This is a genomic window from Mycolicibacterium tusciae (assembly GCF_002086795.1).
GTDB classification, from domain to species: Bacteria; Actinomycetota; Actinomycetes; order Mycobacteriales; family Mycobacteriaceae; genus Mycobacterium; species Mycobacterium tusciae.
The window spans coordinates 336,692-357,339 of sequence record NZ_MVIM01000007.1 but is presented as its reverse complement, the minus strand read 5'-3'; the positions used below and the strand labels follow the sequence as shown (position 1 = coordinate 357,339).

Here is a 20,648-nt window from a genome sequence, read left to right as displayed (position 1 = left end):
GGGAGCGGGTGCGCCCGGGGGTGGGGTGGCGCCGGGGACGCTGACCTTGAAGCCCCGCACGATCGCGTCGGTGGCGTCGGCCGCGGCGACGACCTGGTCGACGCTGGTGGTCACCGCCAGCGACACCAGGTACTTGTCCGGACCCGCGGTGGCGATGATGTGCCGGCGCGACGTGTCCAGCGTCATGGAGTTCTCGCGATAGGTGCCTTCGATGGTCGATGTCGGCAGCCCGGCGACCTCGGCGATCGACCCGTTGGTGGCCCGCCAGGCGGGAAGCTGCTGGCTGTCGACGAAGCCGTGGCTGATCGCCTCGCGCGGGTCGAAGTCGCCGACCAGCTTGTACACCACGACCTGGGCGTTCGAGGAGTACAGGCCGTTGCCGCCCACGCGATCGGCGATCACGGCGAACGCGTCGGGCACATTCGGGTCGGGCACGTGTGCCCAGCCCCTCGGCATCGGCAGCACGATGTTGAGGGCCTTGAAGTTCTGGCTGACCTGAGGCTCCATCGCCACGCCCTTGGACTGGAAGAAGTCCGACAGCGTGCCCGCGTTGGCGGGGATGATCGGCACCGCCGCCGGGGCGGCGACCTGCGGCGGCGTGACTCCACCGGGCGCGGCCGCGGCGGCGGCCGGCGTCGCCGGGGTCAGGGCGGGGTTGGCCATCGCAGGCGCGACCGCGGCACTCGGTGTCGACGGGACGGCCAGCGCGGCGTTGGGAGCGGCGGGGGTGAGGGCGGCGTTGGGTGTCGCCGCGGTCTGCGCCACCACGGCGGGACTGGGCTGCGGCGCGACCGGCTGCAGTGGCTGGGCCGAGGCGGGGACGCCGGCGAAGAAGAGGACGCCGACGGTAGCCGCAGCCACACTGATAGCTGGAGTCCTCCAGCGTCGGGCGTTGTCGTTCATCGCCGTCGGTCCTTTCACTATCGGGCTCGTCAGCCATGTGGTCAGGCGCCGACTGTATCCACGGCGAAGCGAAGGTCACCAGGGCCGGAACCGACCTGGGATCAAGCTCTGACCGACCGGTGACTCAACCGAGACCAACCTGTGGCCGGCGAGAGCACGATCGGCGGGCTTATACCCTGTTCACGTGACTGAATCGCCCGACGCCGGCACCGATGCCCCGCAGCACCGCTATACCGCGGAGCTGGCCGGGCAGATCGAGCGTGCCTGGCAGCAGCGCTGGGCGGACTCCGGGACGTTCAACGTGCCCAACCCGGTCGGCTCGCTGGCCGAGCCCGACCGCGGCCCGGTGCCGGCCGACAAGATGTTCGTGCAGGACATGTTTCCGTACCCGTCGGGGGAGGGCCTGCACGTCGGACATCCGCTCGGCTACATCGCCACCGACGTCTACGCGCGCTACTACCGGATGACCGGACGTAATGTGTTGCACGCGTTGGGTTTCGACGCGTTCGGCCTGCCCGCCGAGCAGTACGCGATCCAGACCGGAACGCATCCGCGCACCCGAACCGAGGCCAACATCGTCAACTTCCGTCGCCAGCTGGGCAGGCTGGGGCTGGGGCACGATGCACGGCGCAGCTTCTCGACCACCGACGTCGACTTCTACAAGTGGACGCAGTGGATCTTCCTGCAGATCTACAACGCCTGGTTCGACCCGTCGGTGGACAAAGCGCGGCCGATCGCTGAGCTGATCGCCGAATTCGACTCGGGTAGCCGGACGTTGGATGATGGCCGGTTTTGGTCGGAGTTGAGCGCCGGCGAGCGTGCTGATGTTGTCGACTCGTACCGACTGGTGTACCGGGCGGACTCGCTGGTCAACTGGTGCCCGGGTCTGGGGACGGTGCTGGCCAACGAGGAGGTCACCTCCGACGGGCGCAGTGACCGCGGCAACTTCCCGGTGTTCCGGAAACGCCTGCGGCAGTGGATGATGCGCATCACCGCCTACTCCGACCGGCTGCTCGACGATCTCGAACTGCTGGACTGGCCGGACAAGGTCAAGACCATGCAGCGCAACTGGATCGGCCGGTCCACCGGCGCGGCGGTCCAGTTCGCGACCGACGCCGGTGACATCGAGGTGTTCACCACCAGGCCCGACACGTTGTTCGGCGCGACGTACCTGGTGCTGGCACCTGAACACGAACTCGTCGACAGGCTCGTGGCCGGCCAGTGGCCCGACGACGCCGACCCACGCTGGACGTTCGGTGCGGCGACCCCCGCGGAGGCGGTCGCGGCCTACCGCGCGACCGTCGCGGCCAAGTCGGATCTGGAGCGTCAGGAGAACAGGACCAAGACCGGCGTGTTCCTCGGTGCGTATGCGACGAATCCGGCCAACGGCCAACAAATTCCGGTGTTCATCGCCGATTACGTGCTGGTGGGATACGGCACCGGGGCCATCATGGCGGTGCCCGGTCACGATCAGCGCGACTGGGAGTTCGCCACGACGTTCGGCCTGCCGATCACCGAAGTGATTGCCGGCGGAGACATTTCGCTTCAGGCCTACTCCGGCGATGGTGAGCTGGTCAACTCGGACCATCTGAATGGCCTGTCCGTCGCATCGGCGAAGGAGGCCATCACCAATCGGCTGGTCGCCGACGGGCGCGGGCAGGCCCGCGTCGAGTACAAGCTGCGCGACTGGTTGTTCGCGCGGCAACGGTACTGGGGCGAGCCGTTCCCGATCGTCTACGACGCCGACGGCCGGGCCCATCCGTTGCCCGAATCCGCGCTGCCCGTGGAGCTGCCCGACATTCCGGATTACGCCCCGGTGCAGTTCGATCCCGACGACGCCGACAGCGAGCCGTCGCCGCCGCTGGGCAAGGCGACCGAATGGGTACACGTCGAATTGGATCTCGGCGACGGCCTCAAGCCCTACACCCGCGACACCAACGTCATGCCGCAGTGGGCCGCCAGTTCCTGGTACGAGTTGCGCTACACCGACCCGTACAACAAAGAAGAGCTGTGCGCCAAGGAGAACGAGGCGTACTGGATGGGACCTCGGCCGGCCGAGCACGGGCCGGACGATCCTGGTGGCGTCGACCTGTACGTGGGCGGCGTCGAGCACGCGGTACTGCATCTGCTCTACTGCCGCTTCTGGCACAAGGTGCTCTACGATCTCGGCCACGTGTCGTCGCGGGAGCCCTACCGCCGACTGGTCAACCAGGGCTATATCCAGGCGTTCGCCTATACGGACGCGCGCGGTTCGTATGTGCCTGCCGCCGAGGTCGTCGAACGCGACGGAAAGTTCTACTGGCGCGCACCTGATGGTGAGATCGAGGTCTTCCAGGAGTTCGGCAAGATCGGGAAGAGCCTGAAGAACTCGGTGTCGCCCGACGAGATCTGCGACGAATACGGCGCGGACACACTGCGGGTCTACGAGATGTCGATGGGCCCGTTGGAGGCGTCGCGGCCATGGGCGACAAAGGATGTCGTCGGCGCGTACCGGTTCCTGCAGCGGGTGTGGCGGTTGGTGGTCGACGAGCAGTCCGGCGCCGGGCGGTCGGCTGCCCACGAGGCGTTGGACGATGACACCCTGCGGGTGTTGCACCGCACGATCGCCGGGGTGTCCGATGACTACTCGAACCTGCGCAACAACACCGCCGCGGCCAAGCTGATCGAGTACACCAACCACTTGACCAAGCAGGGGGTGACGGCGCGGGCGGCGTTGGAGCCGCTGGTGCTGATGGTCGCGCCGTTGGCGCCGCATCTCGCCGAAGAACTGTGGCGGCGGCTGGGCCGCGACACCTCACTGGCGCACGGGCCGTTCCCGGTGGCCGACCCGCAGTACCTCGTCGAGGACAGCGTCGAACTGCCGGTACAGGTCAACGGCAAGGTCCGCGGACGCATCACCGTGCCCGCCGACGCCGATGCGGACGCGTTGGAGGCCGCTGCGCTCGCCGACGCGAAGGTGCAGGAGTTCCTCGCCGGCGCCACGCCGAAGAAGGTGATCGTGGTGGCGGGCCGACTGGTCAACATCGTCGCCTAGCCAGCCGGCGATTTCGGTGCGCGTACGGTCGCTGGGCGATCGCTAGCGCACCGAAATCGCGAAGAGTGGAACCGATGAGGCGTCGGCCAACGTCCATTGGGGATGCTGAAGGATTTACTTCGAGAACAAGACGGCGTCATCACGCTCGAACAGGCGACCAAATCGGGCCTGAGTGTGCAGGCGGTGCAGCGTCGAGTGCAGTCAGGCGACTGGATGCGGTGTTCGCGCGGCGTCTACTTCGTCGACGATCGACCGTTCACCAGTGCCGCCCGAGTTCGAGCGGCGGTATGGGGCTATGGCGAACGAGCAATCGCCAGCGGGTTGACGGCCGCATGGTGGCACGGGCTGACGCGGTTTGCGCCCGACATCGTCGAGGTGACGATGCCGCGCACGGGTCATGGCCGTTGTCATGAAAAGACTCGGTTGAGGCGACGTGATCTTGAACCGTCGGACGTCACGAGTATTCGAGGATTACGCGTAACTGCAAGACCGCTAACGGTTCTCGAAGCATCGATTAATCGACGCGCTGGCATGCCGCTGATGGACAGAGCCCTCCAAAAGGACATCGAACTCCGCGAACTCTGGCGCGCGCAATTGCGCAATAAGGGAAGGTACGGGTCGCCGGCTGCCCGGATTCTGCTCCAAGCTGCTGGCGACGGTGCACGGTCGGCTGCCGAACGTCTGCTGGTCAAACTTCTCAAGGAAGCAGGTATTACCGGTTGGCGCACCAACCTTCCCGTGGCTGGGTACAAGGTCGATGTCGGATTTCCGGCGGAACGACTCGCGATCGAGACGGACGGTTGGGCGTTCCACTCGGACTCGGATGCGTTTCAGGTCGATCGAAAACGACAGAACGACATCTCGGTGCTTGGCTGGCAGGTGCTGCGGTTCACGTGGCTGGACCTGACCGAGTATCCCCAGCGAGTCATCGCGATCATCCGAAGGGCGATTTCGGTGCGCGAACAGTCGCCGGGCGATCGTCAGAGCACCGAAATCACGACCGAGGGCGGACGATCACCTCGTGGACGTGCGCGTCGGGCGGCGCGTTGACCGCGTCGGCGATGACTTTGGCGACAGTCTCGGGGCTCAGGTAGTGCGACGGGTCGTAGTCGCGACCCTCGTAGGCGACCAGACCTTCCTGCATCTCGGTCGCGATCCGGCCCGGGTGCACCGAGGTCACCCGCAGCGACGGCTCGTCGTTGCGTAGGGAGTCGGCGAACCCGCGTAGGGCGAACTTGCTCGCGGAGTAGGACGCCAGGCCGGGAGAGGCGTTGATGCCCGCACCGGAGTTCACGAAGACGACGTGGCCTCTGGCGGCGCGCAGTGCAGGCAGCAGCGGCAGCGTAAGTGCCACCGGGCCAACGACATTCACGATCATGGTGGAGCGCCACTCGTCGACTGTCGACTCGGGAACGGTGGCCGGGTACGCGACGCCCGCGTTGTGGATCAGGACGTCCAGCTCGACGATCGGTTCGACGGCGACCTCGATGGCGTCGAGATCGCCGAAATCGACCGGCCACGTGGTGGCCCCGTACTCGGCGGCGACGGCGTCGAGTTCCGCCGACGGCCGCCCCGCGAGGAACAACGTATGGGTGGGTGCGAGCGCACCGGCGATGGCCGCACCGAGCCCGCGCGAGGCCCCGGTGATCATCGCCGTCGGCATTCGGGCCGCGTCGGCGGCGACATTCGACACGAAGTCACCCTACCGACCTGCAACTCGTGCCCGGCCGTCGCATCATTGACACGATGGCCCACGATTCCGGCTTCGCGCCGACGCAACTGGCGGCCCGCGCCGCGTACCTTTTGCGTGGCAACGACCTGGGCACCATGACCACGGCGGCGCCGCTGCTGTATCCGCATATGTGGAGCTGGGACGCTGCTTTCGTGGCGATCGGGCTGGCTCCGCTGAGCGTCGAGCGCGCCGTGGTCGAGCTCGACACCCTGCTGTCGGCGCAGTGGGCCAACGGCATGATCCCGCACATCGTCTTCGCCAACGGCGTGGACGGATACTTCCCGGGACCGGCGCGGTGGGCCACGTCAGCGCTTGCCGTCAACGCCCCGCGCAACCGCCACACCTCGGGCATCACCCAGCCGCCGGTGCACGCGATCGCGGTGCAGCGCATCCTCGATCACGCCCGCAGTCGTGGCCGGTCGACCCGCGCCGTCGCCGAGGCGTTCCTCGACCGCCGGTGGGACGACCTGGTCCGGTGGCACCGCTGGCTCGCTGAGGCCCGCGACCCCAGATCGCGCGGCCGGGTCACGATGTACCACGGCTGGGAGTCCGGCATGGACAATTCGCCGCGGTGGGACAGCGCGTACGCCAACGTCGTTCCCGGCCGGCTGCCCGAATACCAGCGCGCGGACAACGCGATCGTCACCGACGCCAGCCAGCGGCCGTCGGACATCGAGTACGACCGCTATCTGTGGTTGCTCGAGGAGATGAAGTCGGCTCGTTACGACGACGAGTTGCTCCCCAAGGTGATGAGCTTCGCCGTCGAGGACGTGTTCGTATCGGCGATCCTCGCCGTGGCGTGCGATGTGCTGGCCGAGATCGGCGAGGACTACAAGCGGCCCCGCTCCGACGTGCGGGACCTGTACGCCTGGGCCGAGCGGTTCCGCAGGGGCGTCGTCGAAACCGCCGACGAACGTAACGGCGCGGCAAGGGATTACGACGTGCGGGCCGAGAAGTGGGTGGCCACCGAAACCGTCGCGCAGTTCGCGCCGCTGCTGTGTGGCGGGCTGCCGCACGAGAAAGAGCGTGCCTTGCTGCGGTTGTTGGAGGGGCCGCGCTTCTGCGGGCATCCGGACCTGAAGTTCGCGCTGATTCCGACGACGTCGCCGGTGTCGCGGGACTTCCGCTCGCGCGAGTACTGGCGTGGGCCGGTCTGGCCGGTGACGACGTGGCTGTTCTCGTGGTGCTTCGCGCGCCGTGGCTGGGCCGAACGGTCGTTGATCCTTCGGCGCGAAGGGCTGCGACAGGTCAGCGACGGCACCTTCGCCGAGTACTACGAACCTTTCACCGGCGAACCGTTGGGCAGCATGCAGCAGTCATGGACCGCCGCGGCGGTGCTGGATTGGTTGGGCTGAGAGGTTATTCGGCGATGCGCTCGAGCGGGACCAGCGCCTTGCTCAGCGTTTCGAGGTCTTCGGGTCCGAGCTTTTCGAGCAGCTTGGCCAGAAAGGCCCGCCGATTGGCCAACGCTTCCTGATGCTGGGCCAGGCCCTCGGGGGTGATGTCGACCAGTACCGCCCGTAGGTCGGAGGGATCCCGCGAGCGCTTCACCAGCCCGAGTTTTTCCAGCCGGCGGATCGCGACCGTCGTCGTCGGGGTGCGCACCCGTTCGTGCGCGGCGAGTTCGGTCATCCTGATCGGCCCCTGCTCCAGCAGGGTCAGCAGAATCGACAACTGGGCAAGAGTCAGATCATTGGTGGCGGCGTCCCGACTGGGATCGCTGCGGCGGAGCACGGAGAACAACCGGGAGAGGACGCGCTGCAGCTCTCCGGCCAGCTCAGCGACCTGCGGTTCGGTCTCCACCATAATTTCGGCAGTCTAACCTGTCTGAGCCTGCCAAGTTGTGTGACGAGCACGTAAAGCTCAGAGAACTTGCGAAAGGAAGCGCCGAAGCCGGTCCGTCTCGGCCGCCCCGAACACCTGGTCGGGTGAACCGGACTCGACGACCTTCCCATGGTCCATGAACACCACGGAGTCCGACGCGGACTGGGCGAAGCCCATTTCGTGGGTGACGACGATCATCGTCATGCCGTCGGCGCCGAGCTCGGCGATGAGCGCCAGCACGCCTTTCACCAATTCGGGGTCCAACGCGGAGGTGGCCTCGTCGAAGAACATCACCTCCGGCGCCATCGCCAGCGCCCGCGCGATCGCCACCCGTTGTTGTTGCCCGCCGGACAGGGTCGACGGGCGGACCGCGGCCTTGAGCCTCAGTCCGACGCGGTCCAGTTGGGCCAACCCGAGTTCGCGCGCCTGCTCGGCGTCGAGCCGCTTGAGCTTGCGCGGCGCGAGCGTCACGTTGTCCAGCACGCTGCGGTGCGGGAAGAGGTTGAACTGTTGGAAGACCATTCCGATGCGCTGCCGCAACTGGTCTGGATTGTCGGCCAGCACCGAGCGGCCGTCCAGCAGGATGTCGCCGCGATCAGGCTCGTACAACCGGTTCAGCGTCCGCAACAACGTCGACTTTCCCGACCCCGACGGCCCGATGACCGCCGTGGTGGTGCCCGCGGGTACGTCGATGTCCACACCGCGCAGCACCGCGTTCGGACCGAATGAAAGGTGAATGTCGTTGGCGCTCAACGAGACCGGCTCAGCAGGACTGGTCATCAGATCATCTCCTGCGTCCGCGACAGCTCGAGCGGGTCTTCCGCGGCGGGTTTGTTGCCGCGGCGCAACCGGCCGTCGATGTAGTTGACCAAGTGTGTCAGCGGGACCGTGAGCAGCAGGTAGAAGATTCCGGCGGCGACCAATGGTGACAGGTTGCCGGTCTGCGCGTTGAGGTCGCGGCCGACCTGGAACAGCTCGCGCTGGGTGGCGATCAGCCCGAGGAAGTACACCAGCGAAGACGCCTTCAGCAGCGAGATGAATTGGTTCATCAAGGCGGGCAGCACCCTGCGGATGCCCTGCGGGATCACCACCAGCCGCATCGACGACGAGTACGAGAAGCCCAGCGCGCGCGATGCTTCCATCTGCCCGGACTCGACGCTCTGGATGCCTGACCGGAAGATCTCCCCAACGTACGCGGCGGCCATCAGACCAAGTGCGGCGATGCCGAGCGGATACGGATTGTTTCCCGTGAGCCCGCCGACCACCGGGCCGAGCCCGAGTCCGATCAGCAGAATGATCACCACTTCGGGCAGTCCGCGGAAGATGTCGGTGTACACCCGCGCCGGCCAACGGAGCCAGCGATGCCGGGAGATGCCCGCCACCGCCAGTGCCATGCCGAGCGTCAAACCGATCACGGCCGCGCTGACTGTCAGAATCAAGGTGTTCGGCAGGCCGGTCTTGAACAGGTCGGGGACGGCCTGTTTGTACAACTCCCAGTTGCCGAACGCCGCTGCCAATTGGGACAGGGTCGACTTGGGCGCGGCCGCCGCCGAAGGCGCCTCCTGGTTCTCGGCCGCGATCGCGTCGAAGTCGGGAAGCTGCGGTGCGGGCGCAGCCTTCGAGCCCGGTTTCCATCCGGGCGGCAGCGCGCGCGGCACCCAATCGGTGTAGAGCCGCGACCACGTGCCGTCGGCGATGATCGCGTCGAGCCCGGAATTCAGCGCGTTGATGAGCGGCGGGTTGTCGTTCGCGACCGCCCAAGCGACGAAATTGTCCAAGCTGAAGGTGTTTTCGATGATCTCGGCGGGATCGCCCGGTTGCACTGTGCCAGACGCCTGCTGTGACGGCGCCACCCAGGCGTCGATCTGCCGGGTTTTAAGGCTGGCGTAGACGGTGTTGTAGTCCGGGAACTTGACGGGATCCAGGCCGAGCGTGTCGATGACGTACGCCTCCTGGACGGTGCCCTGCACAACGCCGATGCGCTGTCCCGCGGCGAGCTTCTCGAATCCGGTGATCGGCGACCCTGTTGGCACGACGAGCGAGAAGTAGCCGAAGTCGTAGCCGTTGGTGAAACCGACTGTGCGGCGACGCGCGTCGGTGGTGGTGATCGACGACGACCCGACATCGAAGCGGCGCGACGCCACCTGTGCCAGCAGACCGGAGAACTCGGTGCCGACGAAATTGATTCTCAGGCCCAGCTTTTCGGCGATAGCCCGCAGTAGCTCGTTGTCGAATCCAGTGAACTGGCCCGCCGAGTCGATGCAGATGCTCGGCGGTGCGTCCGACAGCGTGCCGACGGTGAGCGTGCCCGGCTCGCTCAGTCCGAGCGCCGTGACGTCGATGGATTCCAGCGGCTGCACGGTCGCGGTGGTGTACCGGTCCTCCTCGGGTCCGGTGGCGGCGGTCGCGAGGTTGGTCGGTAGCGCGCTGGCGCTCTTGATGCCGGGCGGTGCGCACTGGTCGACCTGGGCCGCCGCGGGCCCAGCCATCCCGATGCTGCCGACCAGCAGTGCGATGAGCGCCACGGCGAGTGTCCTACAGAAGCTCATCCCTGCAAGGTATCGACCTCTGGCGCGGACGGACCGCCTTCGGCTCGTTCAGAACCCAACCTGCGCCGCGCCCTGGGGTGGCAGAACCCCGCGCCGCACCAGTTCGGTGAGCATGATCTGCGCCATGAGCGCGGCCCGCCCGTTGTTGGCGGCACGCGCGGCCGGGCCGTCGCCGGCGCGTATGGCGTCGTAGTCCGCCTCGAGAAACCGCAGCAGATCTCGGTGATTGTCTTGGTAAACCGGCCAGAATGCCCGCGGCATGAACGACTGCGACCCGCGGATGACGGCGAGTAGCCGTGGGCCCGAGTACTCCTCGTTGATCAGGACGCGGAATTGAAACGCCGCGTCCTGGAAGGCGCGCGAGTCGATGTTGGCGCGCATCGTATCCAGAAAGGTACTGAGCTGGTGGAGGTGCGCCGGGTTCCGGACGTCGGCTGCGCGCGCCGACGCGACACCGCTGAGCATTCCGTAGATCTCGTGGTGCTCGCGGACGACGGATTCGTCGAACGTCTCCACGTAAGCGCCCCGGTGATATTGCGTCGACAGGATGCCGTCGTGCTCGAGTTGTACGACGGCTTCCTGAATGGGCACCCGCGAAACCCCGAGTTCGTGCGCAATCTCGTTGCGGTCCACTCGATCTCCGGACCGGAGTTTGCCGGTCAGAATCAGGTTGACCACGTGCGCCACCACGAGGTCCTTCTCTTTGAATCCATACTTCTTGGGCATGGCGGTACAAGCCTCTCACGGCATATACCCGACCCGGAGCAGTTACGCAGCTTCAGTAATTAGCCGGTGCGACCCGCGCGCCAGCGACACAAAGCCTCTGCTCGCGTCAGATCGTAGTCGGGGCCGTTGACGCCGACGGTCAGCAGGGTCACTCCGAGCCCCGCCAATGCGTCGGCCTCCTTGAGCAGCGCGTCCTCGTCGTCGCCGGCGACACCCGCTGACCTCTCGATTTCAGCGGGATCGCGCCCGACCTCGGCGCAATGGCCGTCGAGCACTTCGGCCTTGCGCGGGTACTCGGCACTGTCGGCGAAGCTGTGCCAGATGTCGCCGTACTGGGCGACCAGGCGCAATGTCTTCTTCTCACCACCACCACCGATGAGGATCGGAATGTCCCGCGTCGGTGCCGGATTGAGCTTGGCGAGCCGCGACGTGATCCGCGGCAGCGCGCCCGCCAGGTCGTCGAGGCGGCTACCCGCAGTACCGAACTCGTAGCCGTATTCGTCGTAGTCCTTCTGCTTCCAGCCTGAACCGATACCCAGGATCAGCCGGCCGTCGCTGATGTTGTCGACGGTGCGCGCCATATCGGCGAGCAACTCGGGATTGCGGTACGAGTTGCAGGTAACCAGCGCGCCGATTTCCAGCCGGGTCGTCTGCTCGGCCCACGCGCCGAGCATCGTCCAGCATTCGTAGTGCGCACCATCGGGGTCGCCGTACAGCGGGAAGAAGTGATCCCAGTTGAACGCGACGTCGACACCGATGTCTTCACAGCGCCGCACCGCGTCGCGGAGGTGGCTGTATTGCGGGGCGTGTTGGGGTTGCAGCTGAACGCCGACACGAATTGGATTGCTCACGATTTATCTGTAACCGCGATCACGTTCCAATATTCCCGTCGGTCCTCCACACCGCGACCACCGACGGCCGTGCCGTCCCGTTGCCGCCTTCGGGCCAGCGTGACACCGGGTTGTCGATGCTGTTGTCGTCGTACTCGCCGGGATGCTGCACGCACACCGTCACGAGATCGTCGGTGACGATCGGGCCGCATGCCTCCGCACCGAGTGGCACTGTGAGGAACTGCTTGGTCTCGCCGCGGCCGGGACCTTCCAACGCGACGGCGAACAGCCCGTCGTTGGAGTCGAGTGCGTTGCCGTCGGTCGATATCCACAGGTTGCCGTGGCTGTCGAACGCCAGGTTGTCCGGGCAGGAAATAGGGCTGACCTTCGTCTTGTCGAACCCGCCGAAGTAGGTGTCGGCCGCGGCGGGGTCGCCGCACACCAGCAGCAGATCCCAGGTGAAGTCGGTACCCGCGTGGTTGTCGGTGATCTCGAGGACCTGACCGCTCTTGTTGTCGTTGCGCGGGTTGGCCGCATCCGGTGGGGCCTCCCCGGCGGCGCCGCGCTCGTTGTTGTTGGTCAGCGCGACGTAGACCTTGCCGGTCTTCGGGTTGGCCTCGAAGTCCTCGGGCCGGTCCATTTTGGTGGCGCCTGCCTTGTCGGCGGCCATCCGGGTGAAGATCGCGGCCTCCTGCGGTGAGATGCCGTCGACCAGCGACTCGGCCTGCCCGTCGGGGCCCGAGCGCAGCAACGGCAGCCAGGTGCCCGTGCCGCTGAACGAGCCCTTCGACGGCAGCTTGCCCGAGCCGTCGATCTCGTTGGCCGGGATGTCGCTGGAGAGCTTCGCGACGTAGAGCGTGCCCTCATCGAGCAGCGTCATGTTGTAGGCGATGGCGGCCGGATCGGTGCCGGGGCGCATCTTCTTGCTCGAGACGAATTTGTACATGTAGTCGAAGCGTTCGTCGTCGCCGGTGTACGCGACCACGGTGCCGTCGTCGGTGACGTAGATGTTGGCGCCCTCGTGCTTGAGCCGGCCCATCGCCGAGTGCTTCACCGGCGCCGAGGCCGGATCCCACGGGTTGAGCTCGACGATGTAGCCGAAGCGGTTGGGCTCGTTGGGCGTGGTCACCAGGTCGAAGCGTTGGTCGAACGTCTCCCAGAGCAGTTCCGACGGTTCGGCGGAGATGCCGTAGCGGTCGAGGCGGTCGGCGTCCACCGGGGCAGGCGCGGGCGATCCCTCGGCGGCACCGAAATAGTCCTGAAAGTTCTCTTCGCCGGAAAGCACTGTGCCCCAGGGGGTTACGCCGCCCGCGCAGTTGGCGAAGGTGCCTGCGACGGTGCGCCCGGCCGGGTCGGCGGCGGTCTTGACGAAGTCGGTGCCCGCGGCGGGACCGGTGAGCGTCATCGGGGTGTCGGCGGTGATGCGCCGGTTGTAGCGGCCCATCACGGGTTTGAGGCCCTGCGGCGTGCGTTCGACCTCGACGACACCCATGCCGACGGCGGCGATTTCGACGTCGAACTGCTCGCGGGTCGGCTTGTCCTTGTCGTAGCCGGGGAACATGAAGATCGGGTCGACGTACTCGAAGTTGGTCACCAGCAGGAAGCGGTTCTGCTGACCCGGGATCGGCAGCAGACCGGCGAAGTCGTTGTTGAAGCCGAATTGTGCCCGCTGGGCGGCACCGGTCTGCCGGGCGACGTCGAACTTCGGGGCACCGGGCAGCACGGGGTCGCCCCAGCTGATCACGACCGCCTGCTGGTAGCCGTCGGGGATGACGACGACGTCCTCGCTGTTGGGCGCGACCGAGCTGAACTTCATGCCCGGGGGCGGCTCGGCGGGAGCCGCGGACGACGAGGTCGGTGTGGCGGCCGGCTGTTCGGCGGTTCCGCAGGCGGCCAATGCGGAACCGGCACCCACGGCCAGCACCGCGATGCCGCCGGCCCGCAGCATCGAGCGGCGCGACACCGCTTTGACGATGTCGCCGAAATACTCGTTGTCGCTGGTGTTGGGGACGGGCTTGGAGCATGCGTCGCCGCACTTGTAGACGCAGGTGATGTGCTGACGCTTGGACTTGCCGTTGTGGGTGACGAGCAGATTGAGAGGCACGAGCGTCATGGCTGCGGTTCCTTCTGTTGGGCTGCCCGGCCAGGGCTGCGGCCAGACGCGCGAAAACCTACGACAACAGGTGTAGTAGTCGGCAAGCAACAGATGAACGGAAATCAAACGATCGAGCGCGGCGAAAAGCTAGTCGAGCAACCCGCGCAAGATCTCGACGAGCCGCACCGGCTGATCGCTCTGCACCGAGTGTCCGGAGTCCTCGACGATGTGTACGGTCTGGAATCCCGGTGCGATTCGGGCGAATTCGGCGGCGTCGTCGTCATTGACGAAGAACGAGTTCGCGCCCCGCACCAACGTCGTCGGTGTCGTGAGTTTGGGGACGTCGTCCCACAACCCGTCGAAGCCCTCACCCTTGCGGATCGAGTCGTAGCGCCATGTCCAGGTGCCGTCGTCGAGCCGTTTGGCGTTGTGGAAAACCCCGCGCCGCAACGACTCCCGGTCCCGATGGGGTGCGGCGGCGACGGTGACTTCGAGCATCGCGTCGAAGCTCGGGAACGACTTCTCGCCCTGAACCAGCGCGACGGTGCCCTTCTGTTCGTCAGTCATCTCGGTGTGCCGCTCGGGCGCCGACGGCGTCACGTCGACGAGGACCAGCTTGCGCACGAGGTCGGGTGCGGTGACCGCCAGTCGCAGTGCGGTGAGCCCACCCAGCGACATTCCGACGACCAGGTCGGCGCCCGGCGCGAACGCGCGCACGACGGGTTCGACGGCGGTGGCATTCAGCTTGGGCCCGTAGTCGCCGTCCTCGCGCCATGCCGAGCGCCCGTGCCCCGGCAGATCGATCGACAGGGCCGGCTCGCCGAGGCCGATGATCACGGTGTCCCAGGTGTGCGCGTTCTGTCCGCCGCCATGCAGGAACACGACCCGTGGCGCGGCGGCGCCGAACTTCAGCGCGCTGATGGCCGCGGAATTGATGCGGTCGACAGTCGGTAGCGGACCCGTCGCTCCGGCCTGCTTGGCGTTCTCCCGCAGGAAGGTGAACTCGGAAAGGGAGGCGAGCTCGTCATCAGCGCTGATGTCGGTCATTAGCTGACCCTAACTGACGGCGATTTGTGCACGTTCAGGAGCGCTCACCGCTCCAAAACGCACACAAATCGCCGGTATGAATCAGCCCTCGATGAACTCCTCGAGCTGGGTGCGAGCAATGTCGTCGGGCAGCTGCTGCGGCGGGCTCTTCATGAGATACGCCGACGCCGCGACGACGGGCCCGCCGATGCCGCGGTCCTTGGCGATCTTGGCGGCGCGCACCGCGTCGATGATGACCCCAGCCGAGTTCGGCGAGTCCCACACCTCGAGCTTGTACTCCAGGTTCAGCGGCACGTCACCGAACGCGCGACCCTCCAGCCGCACGTAGGCCCACTTGCGGTCGTCGAGCCAGCCGACGTGATCGGACGGGCCGATGTGTACGTCCTTGGTCTTGAACTCGCGCTGCAGGTTCGAGGTGACCGCCTGAGTCTTCGAGATCTTCTTCGACTCGAGGCGCTCGCGCTCGAGCATGTTGAGAAAGTCCATGTTGCCGCCGACGTTGAGCTGCATCGTGCGGTCCAACTGCACGCCGCGGTCCTCGAACAACTTGGCCATTACGCGGTGGGTGATCGTCGCGCCGACCTGGCTCTTGATGTCGTCACCGACGATCGGCACGCCCGCGTCCTCGAACTTCTTGGCCCACACCGGGTCGGAGGCGATGAAGACGGGCAGCGCGTTGACGAACGCCACCCCGGCGTCGATGCAGCACTGCGCGTAGAACTTGTCGGCCTGTTCCGAGCCGACGGGCAGGTAGGACACCAGCACGTCGACGGCGTTGTCCTTGAGGATCTTCACGACGTCGGCCGGCTCGGTGTCGGACAGCTCGATGGTGTCGGCGTAGTACTTGCCGATGCCGTCGAGCGTCGGACCGCGCTGCACGACCACATTGGTGGGCGGTACGTCGGCGATCTTGATGGTGTTGTTCTCCGACGCGAAGATGGCTTCGGAGAGGTCGAAGCCGACCTTCTTGGCGTCGACGTCGAACGCGGCGACGAACTTCACGTCGCGCACGTGATACGGGCCGAGCCGCACATGCATCAGGCCGGGAACCGTGGTGTTCTCGTCGGCGTCCTTGTAGTACTGCACGCCCTGTACCAGTGACGACGCGCAGTTGCCCACGCCGACGATCGCGACGCGCACGTCATTGTTTTTAGTCATGACGACTATCTCCCTCTCCTACTAACCCGGTCGTACTTACGGCTGTTCAGCCCGTTGCTGCGCGGTCCGTTCCGCCGCAATCAGTTCGTTGAGCCATTTCACTTCGCGCTCGCTGGACTCCAACCCGAGCTGGTGAAGCTGCCGGGTGTAGCGGTCGATCGAGCTGCTGGCCCGCGCCACTGCTTCGCGCAGGCCCTCGCGGCGTTCCTCCACCTGACGACGGCGGCCCTCCAGAATCCGCATCCGCGCTTCGGCGGGCGTGCGGTTGAAGAAGGCGAGGTGAACGCCGAATCCGTCGTCGGAAAAGTTCTGGGGGCCGGTGTCGGCAACCAGCTCGGTGAATCGTTGGACGCCTGCTTCGCTGAGCCGGTAGACGCGTCGCGCACGGCGCATCTTCGGGATGCCCTCCGGCGCGGCGTCCTCCACGATCAGTCCGTCGGCCTGCATGCGCCGCAGCGCGGGATACAGCGAGCCGTAGGAGAACGCCCGAAAAGCACCCAGTAGGCCCGTCAAACGTTTACGCAGCTCGTAGCCGTGCATGGGGGATTCGAGCAGAAGGCCCAGGATGGCGAGCTCCAACATCAGATCGCCCCCTTTGCTTTTCGTTACGGCGGTCCAACACCTCCAGCAATAGTATCGCGCCGATATATTCAGCGCCAACGGAGGGTTACGCCGCGGTGCCTCGCCGCGAACCCCGGGGTCAGGTGACGTCGTCGATGCGTTTGACCGTGCCGTCGCCGGCGAAGGTGACCGAACCGCTGCCGAAGTCACTCGACACGTTCGCGCGCAGCGTCAGCTCGCCGGGCGCCGTCGGATCCTTCGCCGGGTCGATGGTCAGGTAGGTGCTGTCCTTTTTCACGTCGGCGGGGTTCAGGCCGACGGTCTCGGCGGCGCCGCGCATGATGCCGACCGCGGACTCGACGTCGAACGCACTCAGGTCCACCAGGACGTCATCCTCGCTCTTGGCCGACGTGGTCGGATCGTCGAACCCGCCGCGATAGGTGTAGCTCAGCTTGCGGCGCTCATCGCTGGGGTCGGGCCGGTACAGCACGGCGTATTCCGGATAGATCACCATGTCGTATCCCATGGTGTCGCCGAACCGCTGGCGCATCTGCTCCAGCAGGCCGTTGAGACCACCGAGGGACTGCAGCTGCTTCGGTGGGGTCAGGACCTTGCCGGGGATGCCGTCTGACTTCGCACCCGGGTCGGAGGTGAAGCTCAGCGGCGAGGTGGTGTTCCCGTACAGGCCCCAGCCGATGCCGATGCCGAGCGCGACCAGCACGCCGGCCACGGCGAGGCGGATTCCCCATCCACCGCCGCCGGACGGCATCCTGGATTGCCGCTTGAGGTCGGGCAACTGAACGGGTGCGTTGCCGGTCTGCAGGTCGGAGATCAGCGACTGCAGGTCGCCGAGCGTCTCCGACTGCGTCGCCAGTGCGACTCGGGTGCGGTGCTCCTCCATCGACAGCTGCCCGTCGGCGAGCGCACTGTCGAGGATCTGGCAGGTGTCGTTGCGGTCGCTGTCTTTGGCCCGCGTTCCTGCTGTCTGCCGGTTCGCCACGACGATGATCGTAAATGTCAGGCGTCCAGGTCACCGCCTACGGGGAGTAAGCCACGGCGCCGTCGCGCCTCCGCCGCCGCGCGGCCGACGTACTCTGGTCTCCGTGCGATTGCAGCGACAGGTGGTGGACTATGCCCTTCGGCGACGGTCCCTGCTGGCGGAGGTCTATTCGGGACGCACCGGCGTCTCTGAGGTCTGTGACGCCAATCCCTATCTGCTGCGAGCCGCGAAGTTCCACGGGAAGCCCAGTTCGGTGATGTGCCCGATCTGCCGCAAGGAGCAGCTCACCCTGGTGTCCTGGGTGTTCGGCGACCATCTGGGCGCCGTGTCCGGCTCGGCGCGCACCGCCGAGGAGTTGGTCCTGCTGGCGACCCGTTTCGACGAGTTCTCCGTACACGTGGTGGAGGTATGCCGCACCTGCAGCTGGAATCACTTGGTCAAGTCGTACGTCCTCGGCGCCATCCCGCCACCGAAGGGATCGCGCACACCGAGGCGGACCCAGACGGCGCGCAGTCGTGCGCGCACGGCCAGTGAATAGCGAAGGGCGCCACGACCGGTCAGCCAACGACGCCCATGCCGGGCGGGTGGCTGACGGCGTGAGCGACCCGGCACCGAAGCATTCAGAGGGTGCGGGACGGCACTCTAGGGACGCCGCACGCCAACGTCCGCCGGGTGAGGCACCACCGCCGCCGCGGACACGCAGCCTTCCGCCCGACGACAGGCGCACCGCGATCCTGCCCCCGGTGCGTGACGTTGCGCCGCCGCAGTGGCGCGATCCCATCGACGTGGTGAAGGCCGCGCTCGATGGCTCACCGGCGCCCAAGCAGCCGCCTCCGCTACCGCCGCGCCGTCCACCCGGCGGCGGGGGACCTCCGGAAGGTCCGGGGGGCCGGCCGCCGCGTCAGCGTCCCCAGATCAACTGGAAGTGGGTCCGGCGCGGAGCCCTCGTCGCGGTGGTCGCGATGATCGTGTTGCCGATCATCACCTTCGCGATGGCGTACATGATCGTCGAGGTGCCGAACCCGGGCGACATCCGCACCAATCAGGTGTCGACGATCCTCGCCAGTGACGGCAGCGAGCTGGCGAAAATCGTTCCGCCGGAAGGCAACCGCGTCGACGTCAACATCGACCAGATACCCGTGCAGGTCCGCAACGCGGTGATGGCCGCCGAGGACCGCGACTTCTACTCCAACCCGGGTTTCTCGTTCACCGGCTTCATCAGGGCCATGAAGAACAACCTGTTCGGTGGCGACCTGCAGGGTGGTTCGACCATCACCCAGCAGTACGTGAAGAACGCGTTGGTCGGCGACGAGCGCTCGGGTGTCGGCGGCCTGATCCGCAAGGCCAAAGAGGTGGTCATCTCGACGAAGATGGCCGGCGAGTGGTCCAAAGACCAAGTGCTGCAGTCATATCTGAACATCATCTATTTCGGCCGCGGCTCGTACGGCATCGCCGCGGCGTCGAGGGCGTACTTCGACAAACCCGTCGAACAGCTCTCGGTCGCCGAGGGCGCGCTGTTGGCCGCGCTCATCCAGCAGCCATCCGGCCTCGATCCCGCTGTCAACCCCGAGGGTGCGGTGGAGCGCTGGAACTGGGTGCTCGACGGCATGGTGACCATCGGTGCGCTGTCACCGCAAGAGCGTGCGGAGCAGGTATTTCCGGTGACCGTGCCACCTGAGCAGGCGCGATCGCAGAACCAGACGACGGGCCCCAACGGGCTCATCGAACGGCAGGTGCAGCGCGAACTGCTCGAGCTGTTCGACATCGACGAGCAGACCCTGAACACCGAGGGCCTGCAGATCACCACGACGATCAACCCGCAGGCGCAGCGGGCCGCCGAAGAAGCCGCGGCCGAGTACCTCGAAGGCCAGGATCCCGACATGCGCACCGCGGTCGTGTCGATCAACCCGAAGACGGGCGGGGTCGAGGCGTACTACGGCGGCACCGACGCCAACGGATTCGACTTCGCCCAGGCCGGTCTGCCGACGGGCTCGTCGTTCAAGGTATTCGCGTTGGTCGCCGCACTGCAGCAGGGCATGGGCCTCGGCACGCAGGTCGACAGTTCCCCGGTGTCGATGAACGGCATCACGATCAACAACGTCGAAGGCGGCGGGTGCGGTACCTGCAACATCGCCGAAGCCCTGAAGCGCTCGCTGAACACCAGCTACTACCGGCTGATGCTCAAGTTGGAGAACGGGCCCGCCGACGTCGCGAAGGCTGCCCACGAGGCGGGTATCGCCGAGAGCTTCCCCGGCGTCGACCACACGCTGTCCGAGGACGGTCAGGGCGGACCGCCCAACAACGGCATTGTGTTGGGCCAGTACCAGAGCCGGGTTCTCGATATGGCGTCGGCGTACGCGACCATCGCGGCGTCCGGCGTGTACCACAAACCGCACTTCGTGCAGAAGGTCGTCAACGCCGCGGGCGAGGTGTTGTTCGATGCGTCCCAGCAGGACAACGAGGGCGAGCAGCGCATCGACAAGAAGGTCGCCGAAAACGTCATCTCGGCCATGCAGCCGATCGCCGCGTACTCCAATGGCCACGCGCTGGCCGGCGGACGTCCGTCGGCCGCGAAGACGGGTACGAACCAGCTGGGGGACACCGGCGCCAACCGTGACGCGTGGATGGTCGGCTTCACGCCGTCGTTGTCGACGGCGGTCTGGGTCGGCACCACCGAAGGCACCAAACCACTGGAGAACAGTTACGGCTCGCCGGTCTACGGTTCGGGTCTGCCGTCGGACATCTGGAAAGCGACGATGGACGGCGCGCTGGACGGAACGGACAACGAGACGTTCCCCAAGCCCGAGGAGATCGGCGGCTACGCCGGAGTGCCGCAAGCCCCGGCGCCGCCGTCGACCCCGCCGCCGGACGTCCCGCCCGTGCCGCAGACCACCGTGATCCAGCCGACGATCGAGTTGGCGCCCGGGGTCACGATCCCGTGGGGCCCACCCACGACTGTGCCCGTCGGCCCGCCTGCGCCAGGGGCGCCAGGGGCGCCAGGGGCGCCCGGCGTGCCCGGGGCGCCCGCGGCGCCCGGCGTGCCCGTAGCGCCCGGTGCGCCTCCGCCACCGCCGCCCCCCGGCGTGCCGGGTGCACCGCCTCCGCCTCCGTGACCGACGTGCCAGACCGCGACGACGGCGAGCCATCGACGGCATCGCCGGCCCCGCTTGCAGAAGACCGGCGGAGCCT

General features: G+C 66.8%; 17 protein-coding genes. 5 read left to right on the top strand and 12 right to left on the bottom strand.

Going from position 1 to position 20,648, the window contains the following annotated elements:
• Positions 1-903 (bottom strand): LpqN/LpqT family lipoprotein (locus BST47_RS16155; RefSeq protein WP_083126557.1); only part of this gene is annotated, 903 nt, incomplete at its 3' end.
• Between the two features lie 184 nt (positions 904-1,087).
• On the opposite strand from BST47_RS16155, the gene leuS reads away from it, so the two are divergent.
• Both leuS and BST47_RS16145 read left to right on the top strand, forming a co-directional pair.
• Positions 1,088-3,937 (top strand): leucine--tRNA ligase, encoded by a 2,850-nt coding sequence (leuS, locus tag BST47_RS16150; RefSeq protein ID WP_083126505.1) that lies wholly within the window; start codon positions 1,088-1,090, stop codon positions 3,935-3,937.
• A gap of 102 nt (positions 3,938-4,039) precedes the next feature.
• Positions 4,040-4,987, top strand: a complete 948-nt coding sequence (locus tag BST47_RS16145; protein WP_083126504.1) for a PDDEXK-like endonuclease domain-containing protein — start codon at positions 4,040-4,042, stop codon at positions 4,985-4,987.
• On the opposite strand, the gene BST47_RS16140 is transcribed toward BST47_RS16145, so the two are convergent.
• Entirely contained in the window at positions 4,932-5,600 is a 669-nt protein-coding gene (locus BST47_RS16140; protein ID WP_083126555.1) for an SDR family oxidoreductase, read from the bottom strand. The genes BST47_RS16145 and BST47_RS16140 overlap by 56 nt on opposite strands.
• Before the next feature lie 83 nt (positions 5,601-5,683).
• On the opposite strand from BST47_RS16140, the gene ggh reads away from it, so the two are divergent.
• Complete coding sequence (gene ggh / locus BST47_RS16135; protein WP_083126556.1) at positions 5,684-7,024, top strand: glucosylglycerate hydrolase; 1,341 nt, start codon at positions 5,684-5,686, stop codon at positions 7,022-7,024.
• Between the two features lie 4 nt (positions 7,025-7,028).
• On the opposite strand, the gene BST47_RS16130 is transcribed toward ggh, so the two are convergent.
• The 10 genes from BST47_RS16130 to BST47_RS16085 form a co-directional block, all read right to left on the bottom strand.
• The gene (locus BST47_RS16130; RefSeq protein ID WP_083126503.1) at positions 7,029-7,475 is read right to left on the bottom strand and encodes a MarR family winged helix-turn-helix transcriptional regulator; all 447 of its coding nucleotides are present in this window, start codon (positions 7,473-7,475) and stop codon (positions 7,029-7,031) included.
• A gap of 57 nt (positions 7,476-7,532) precedes the next feature.
• Entirely contained in the window at positions 7,533-8,273 is a 741-nt protein-coding gene (locus BST47_RS16125) for an amino acid ABC transporter ATP-binding protein (RefSeq protein ID WP_083126502.1), read from the bottom strand.
• Positions 8,273-10,042 carry an ABC transporter substrate-binding protein/permease gene (locus BST47_RS16120; protein WP_083126501.1) on the bottom strand — a complete coding sequence of 590 codons (1,770 nt, stop codon included), beginning with the start codon at positions 10,040-10,042 and terminating at the stop codon, positions 8,273-8,275. Before BST47_RS16120 ends, BST47_RS16125 begins: the two co-directional genes overlap by 1 nt.
• Before the next feature lie 48 nt (positions 10,043-10,090).
• Positions 10,091-10,768: a GntR family transcriptional regulator gene (locus BST47_RS16115; protein ID WP_083126500.1), complete on the bottom strand. Its 678-nt coding sequence runs from the start codon at positions 10,766-10,768 to the stop codon at positions 10,091-10,093.
• A 59-nt stretch (positions 10,769-10,827) separates the two neighbouring features.
• The gene (locus BST47_RS16110) at positions 10,828-11,619 is read right to left on the bottom strand and encodes an LLM class F420-dependent oxidoreductase (RefSeq protein ID WP_083126499.1); all 792 of its coding nucleotides are present in this window, start codon (positions 11,617-11,619) and stop codon (positions 10,828-10,830) included.
• Between the two features lie 19 nt (positions 11,620-11,638).
• Positions 11,639-13,711 (bottom strand): PhoX family protein, encoded by a 2,073-nt coding sequence (locus tag BST47_RS16105; protein ID WP_083126498.1) that lies wholly within the window; start codon positions 13,709-13,711, stop codon positions 11,639-11,641.
• A 129-nt stretch (positions 13,712-13,840) separates the two neighbouring features.
• Positions 13,841-14,740, bottom strand: coding sequence for an Rv0045c family esterase (locus tag BST47_RS16100; protein WP_083126497.1), 900 nt, complete (start codon positions 14,738-14,740; stop codon positions 13,841-13,843).
• A gap of 81 nt (positions 14,741-14,821) precedes the next feature.
• A complete protein-coding gene (locus BST47_RS16095) occupies positions 14,822-15,898 on the bottom strand; it encodes an inositol-3-phosphate synthase (protein WP_083126496.1) in 1,077 nt (358 codons plus the stop codon).
• 36 nt (positions 15,899-15,934) lie between these two features.
• On the bottom strand, positions 15,935-16,480 hold the full coding sequence (locus BST47_RS16090) for a PadR family transcriptional regulator (RefSeq protein ID WP_083126495.1): 546 nt from the start codon (positions 16,478-16,480) through the stop codon (positions 15,935-15,937).
• A gap of 118 nt (positions 16,481-16,598) precedes the next feature.
• Positions 16,599-17,459: a DUF1707 SHOCT-like domain-containing protein gene (locus tag BST47_RS16085; RefSeq protein WP_083126494.1), complete on the bottom strand. Its 861-nt coding sequence runs from the start codon at positions 17,457-17,459 to the stop codon at positions 16,599-16,601.
• 103 nt (positions 17,460-17,562) lie between these two features.
• Between BST47_RS16085 and BST47_RS16080 the strand changes: the two genes are divergently transcribed.
• Together BST47_RS16080 and BST47_RS16075 are read left to right on the top strand one after the other, a co-directional pair.
• Complete coding sequence (locus tag BST47_RS16080) at positions 17,563-17,997, top strand: DUF5318 domain-containing protein (RefSeq protein ID WP_083126493.1); 435 nt, start codon at positions 17,563-17,565, stop codon at positions 17,995-17,997.
• Positions 17,998-18,043: 46 nt separating this feature from the next.
• On the top strand, positions 18,044-20,572 hold the full coding sequence (locus tag BST47_RS16075) for a transglycosylase domain-containing protein (protein ID WP_420094039.1): 2,529 nt from the start codon (positions 18,044-18,046) through the stop codon (positions 20,570-20,572).
• Positions 20,573-20,648: the final 76 nt, after the last annotated feature.

What these genes read in the sequence shown, in the direction of transcription:
- BST47_RS16145 (WP_083126504.1), top strand. Translation starts at nt 4,040, where the DNA reads ATGCTGAAGGATTTACTTCGAGAACAAGACGGCGTCATCACGCTCGAA.
- BST47_RS16140 (WP_083126555.1), bottom strand. Translation starts at nt 5,600, where the DNA reads ATGCCGACGGCGATGATCACCGGGGCCTCGCGCGGGCTCGGTGCGGCC.
- ggh (WP_083126556.1), top strand. Translation starts at nt 5,684, where the DNA reads ATGGCCCACGATTCCGGCTTCGCGCCGACGCAACTGGCGGCCCGCGCC.
- BST47_RS16130 (WP_083126503.1), bottom strand. Translation starts at nt 7,475, where the DNA reads ATGGTGGAGACCGAACCGCAGGTCGCTGAGCTGGCCGGAGAGCTGCAG.
- BST47_RS16125 (WP_083126502.1), bottom strand. Translation starts at nt 8,273, where the DNA reads ATGACCAGTCCTGCTGAGCCGGTCTCGTTGAGCGCCAACGACATTCAC.
- BST47_RS16120 (WP_083126501.1), bottom strand. Translation starts at nt 10,042, where the DNA reads ATGAGCTTCTGTAGGACACTCGCCGTGGCGCTCATCGCACTGCTGGTC.
- BST47_RS16115 (WP_083126500.1), bottom strand. Translation starts at nt 10,768, where the DNA reads ATGCCCAAGAAGTATGGATTCAAAGAGAAGGACCTCGTGGTGGCGCAC.
- BST47_RS16105 (WP_083126498.1), bottom strand. Translation starts at nt 13,711, where the DNA reads ATGACGCTCGTGCCTCTCAATCTGCTCGTCACCCACAACGGCAAGTCC.
- BST47_RS16100 (WP_083126497.1), bottom strand. Translation starts at nt 14,740, where the DNA reads ATGACCGACATCAGCGCTGATGACGAGCTCGCCTCCCTTTCCGAGTTC.
- BST47_RS16095 (WP_083126496.1), bottom strand. Translation starts at nt 15,898, where the DNA reads ATGACTAAAAACAATGACGTGCGCGTCGCGATCGTCGGCGTGGGCAAC.
- BST47_RS16090 (WP_083126495.1), bottom strand. Translation starts at nt 16,480, where the DNA reads ATGTTGGAGCTCGCCATCCTGGGCCTTCTGCTCGAATCCCCCATGCAC.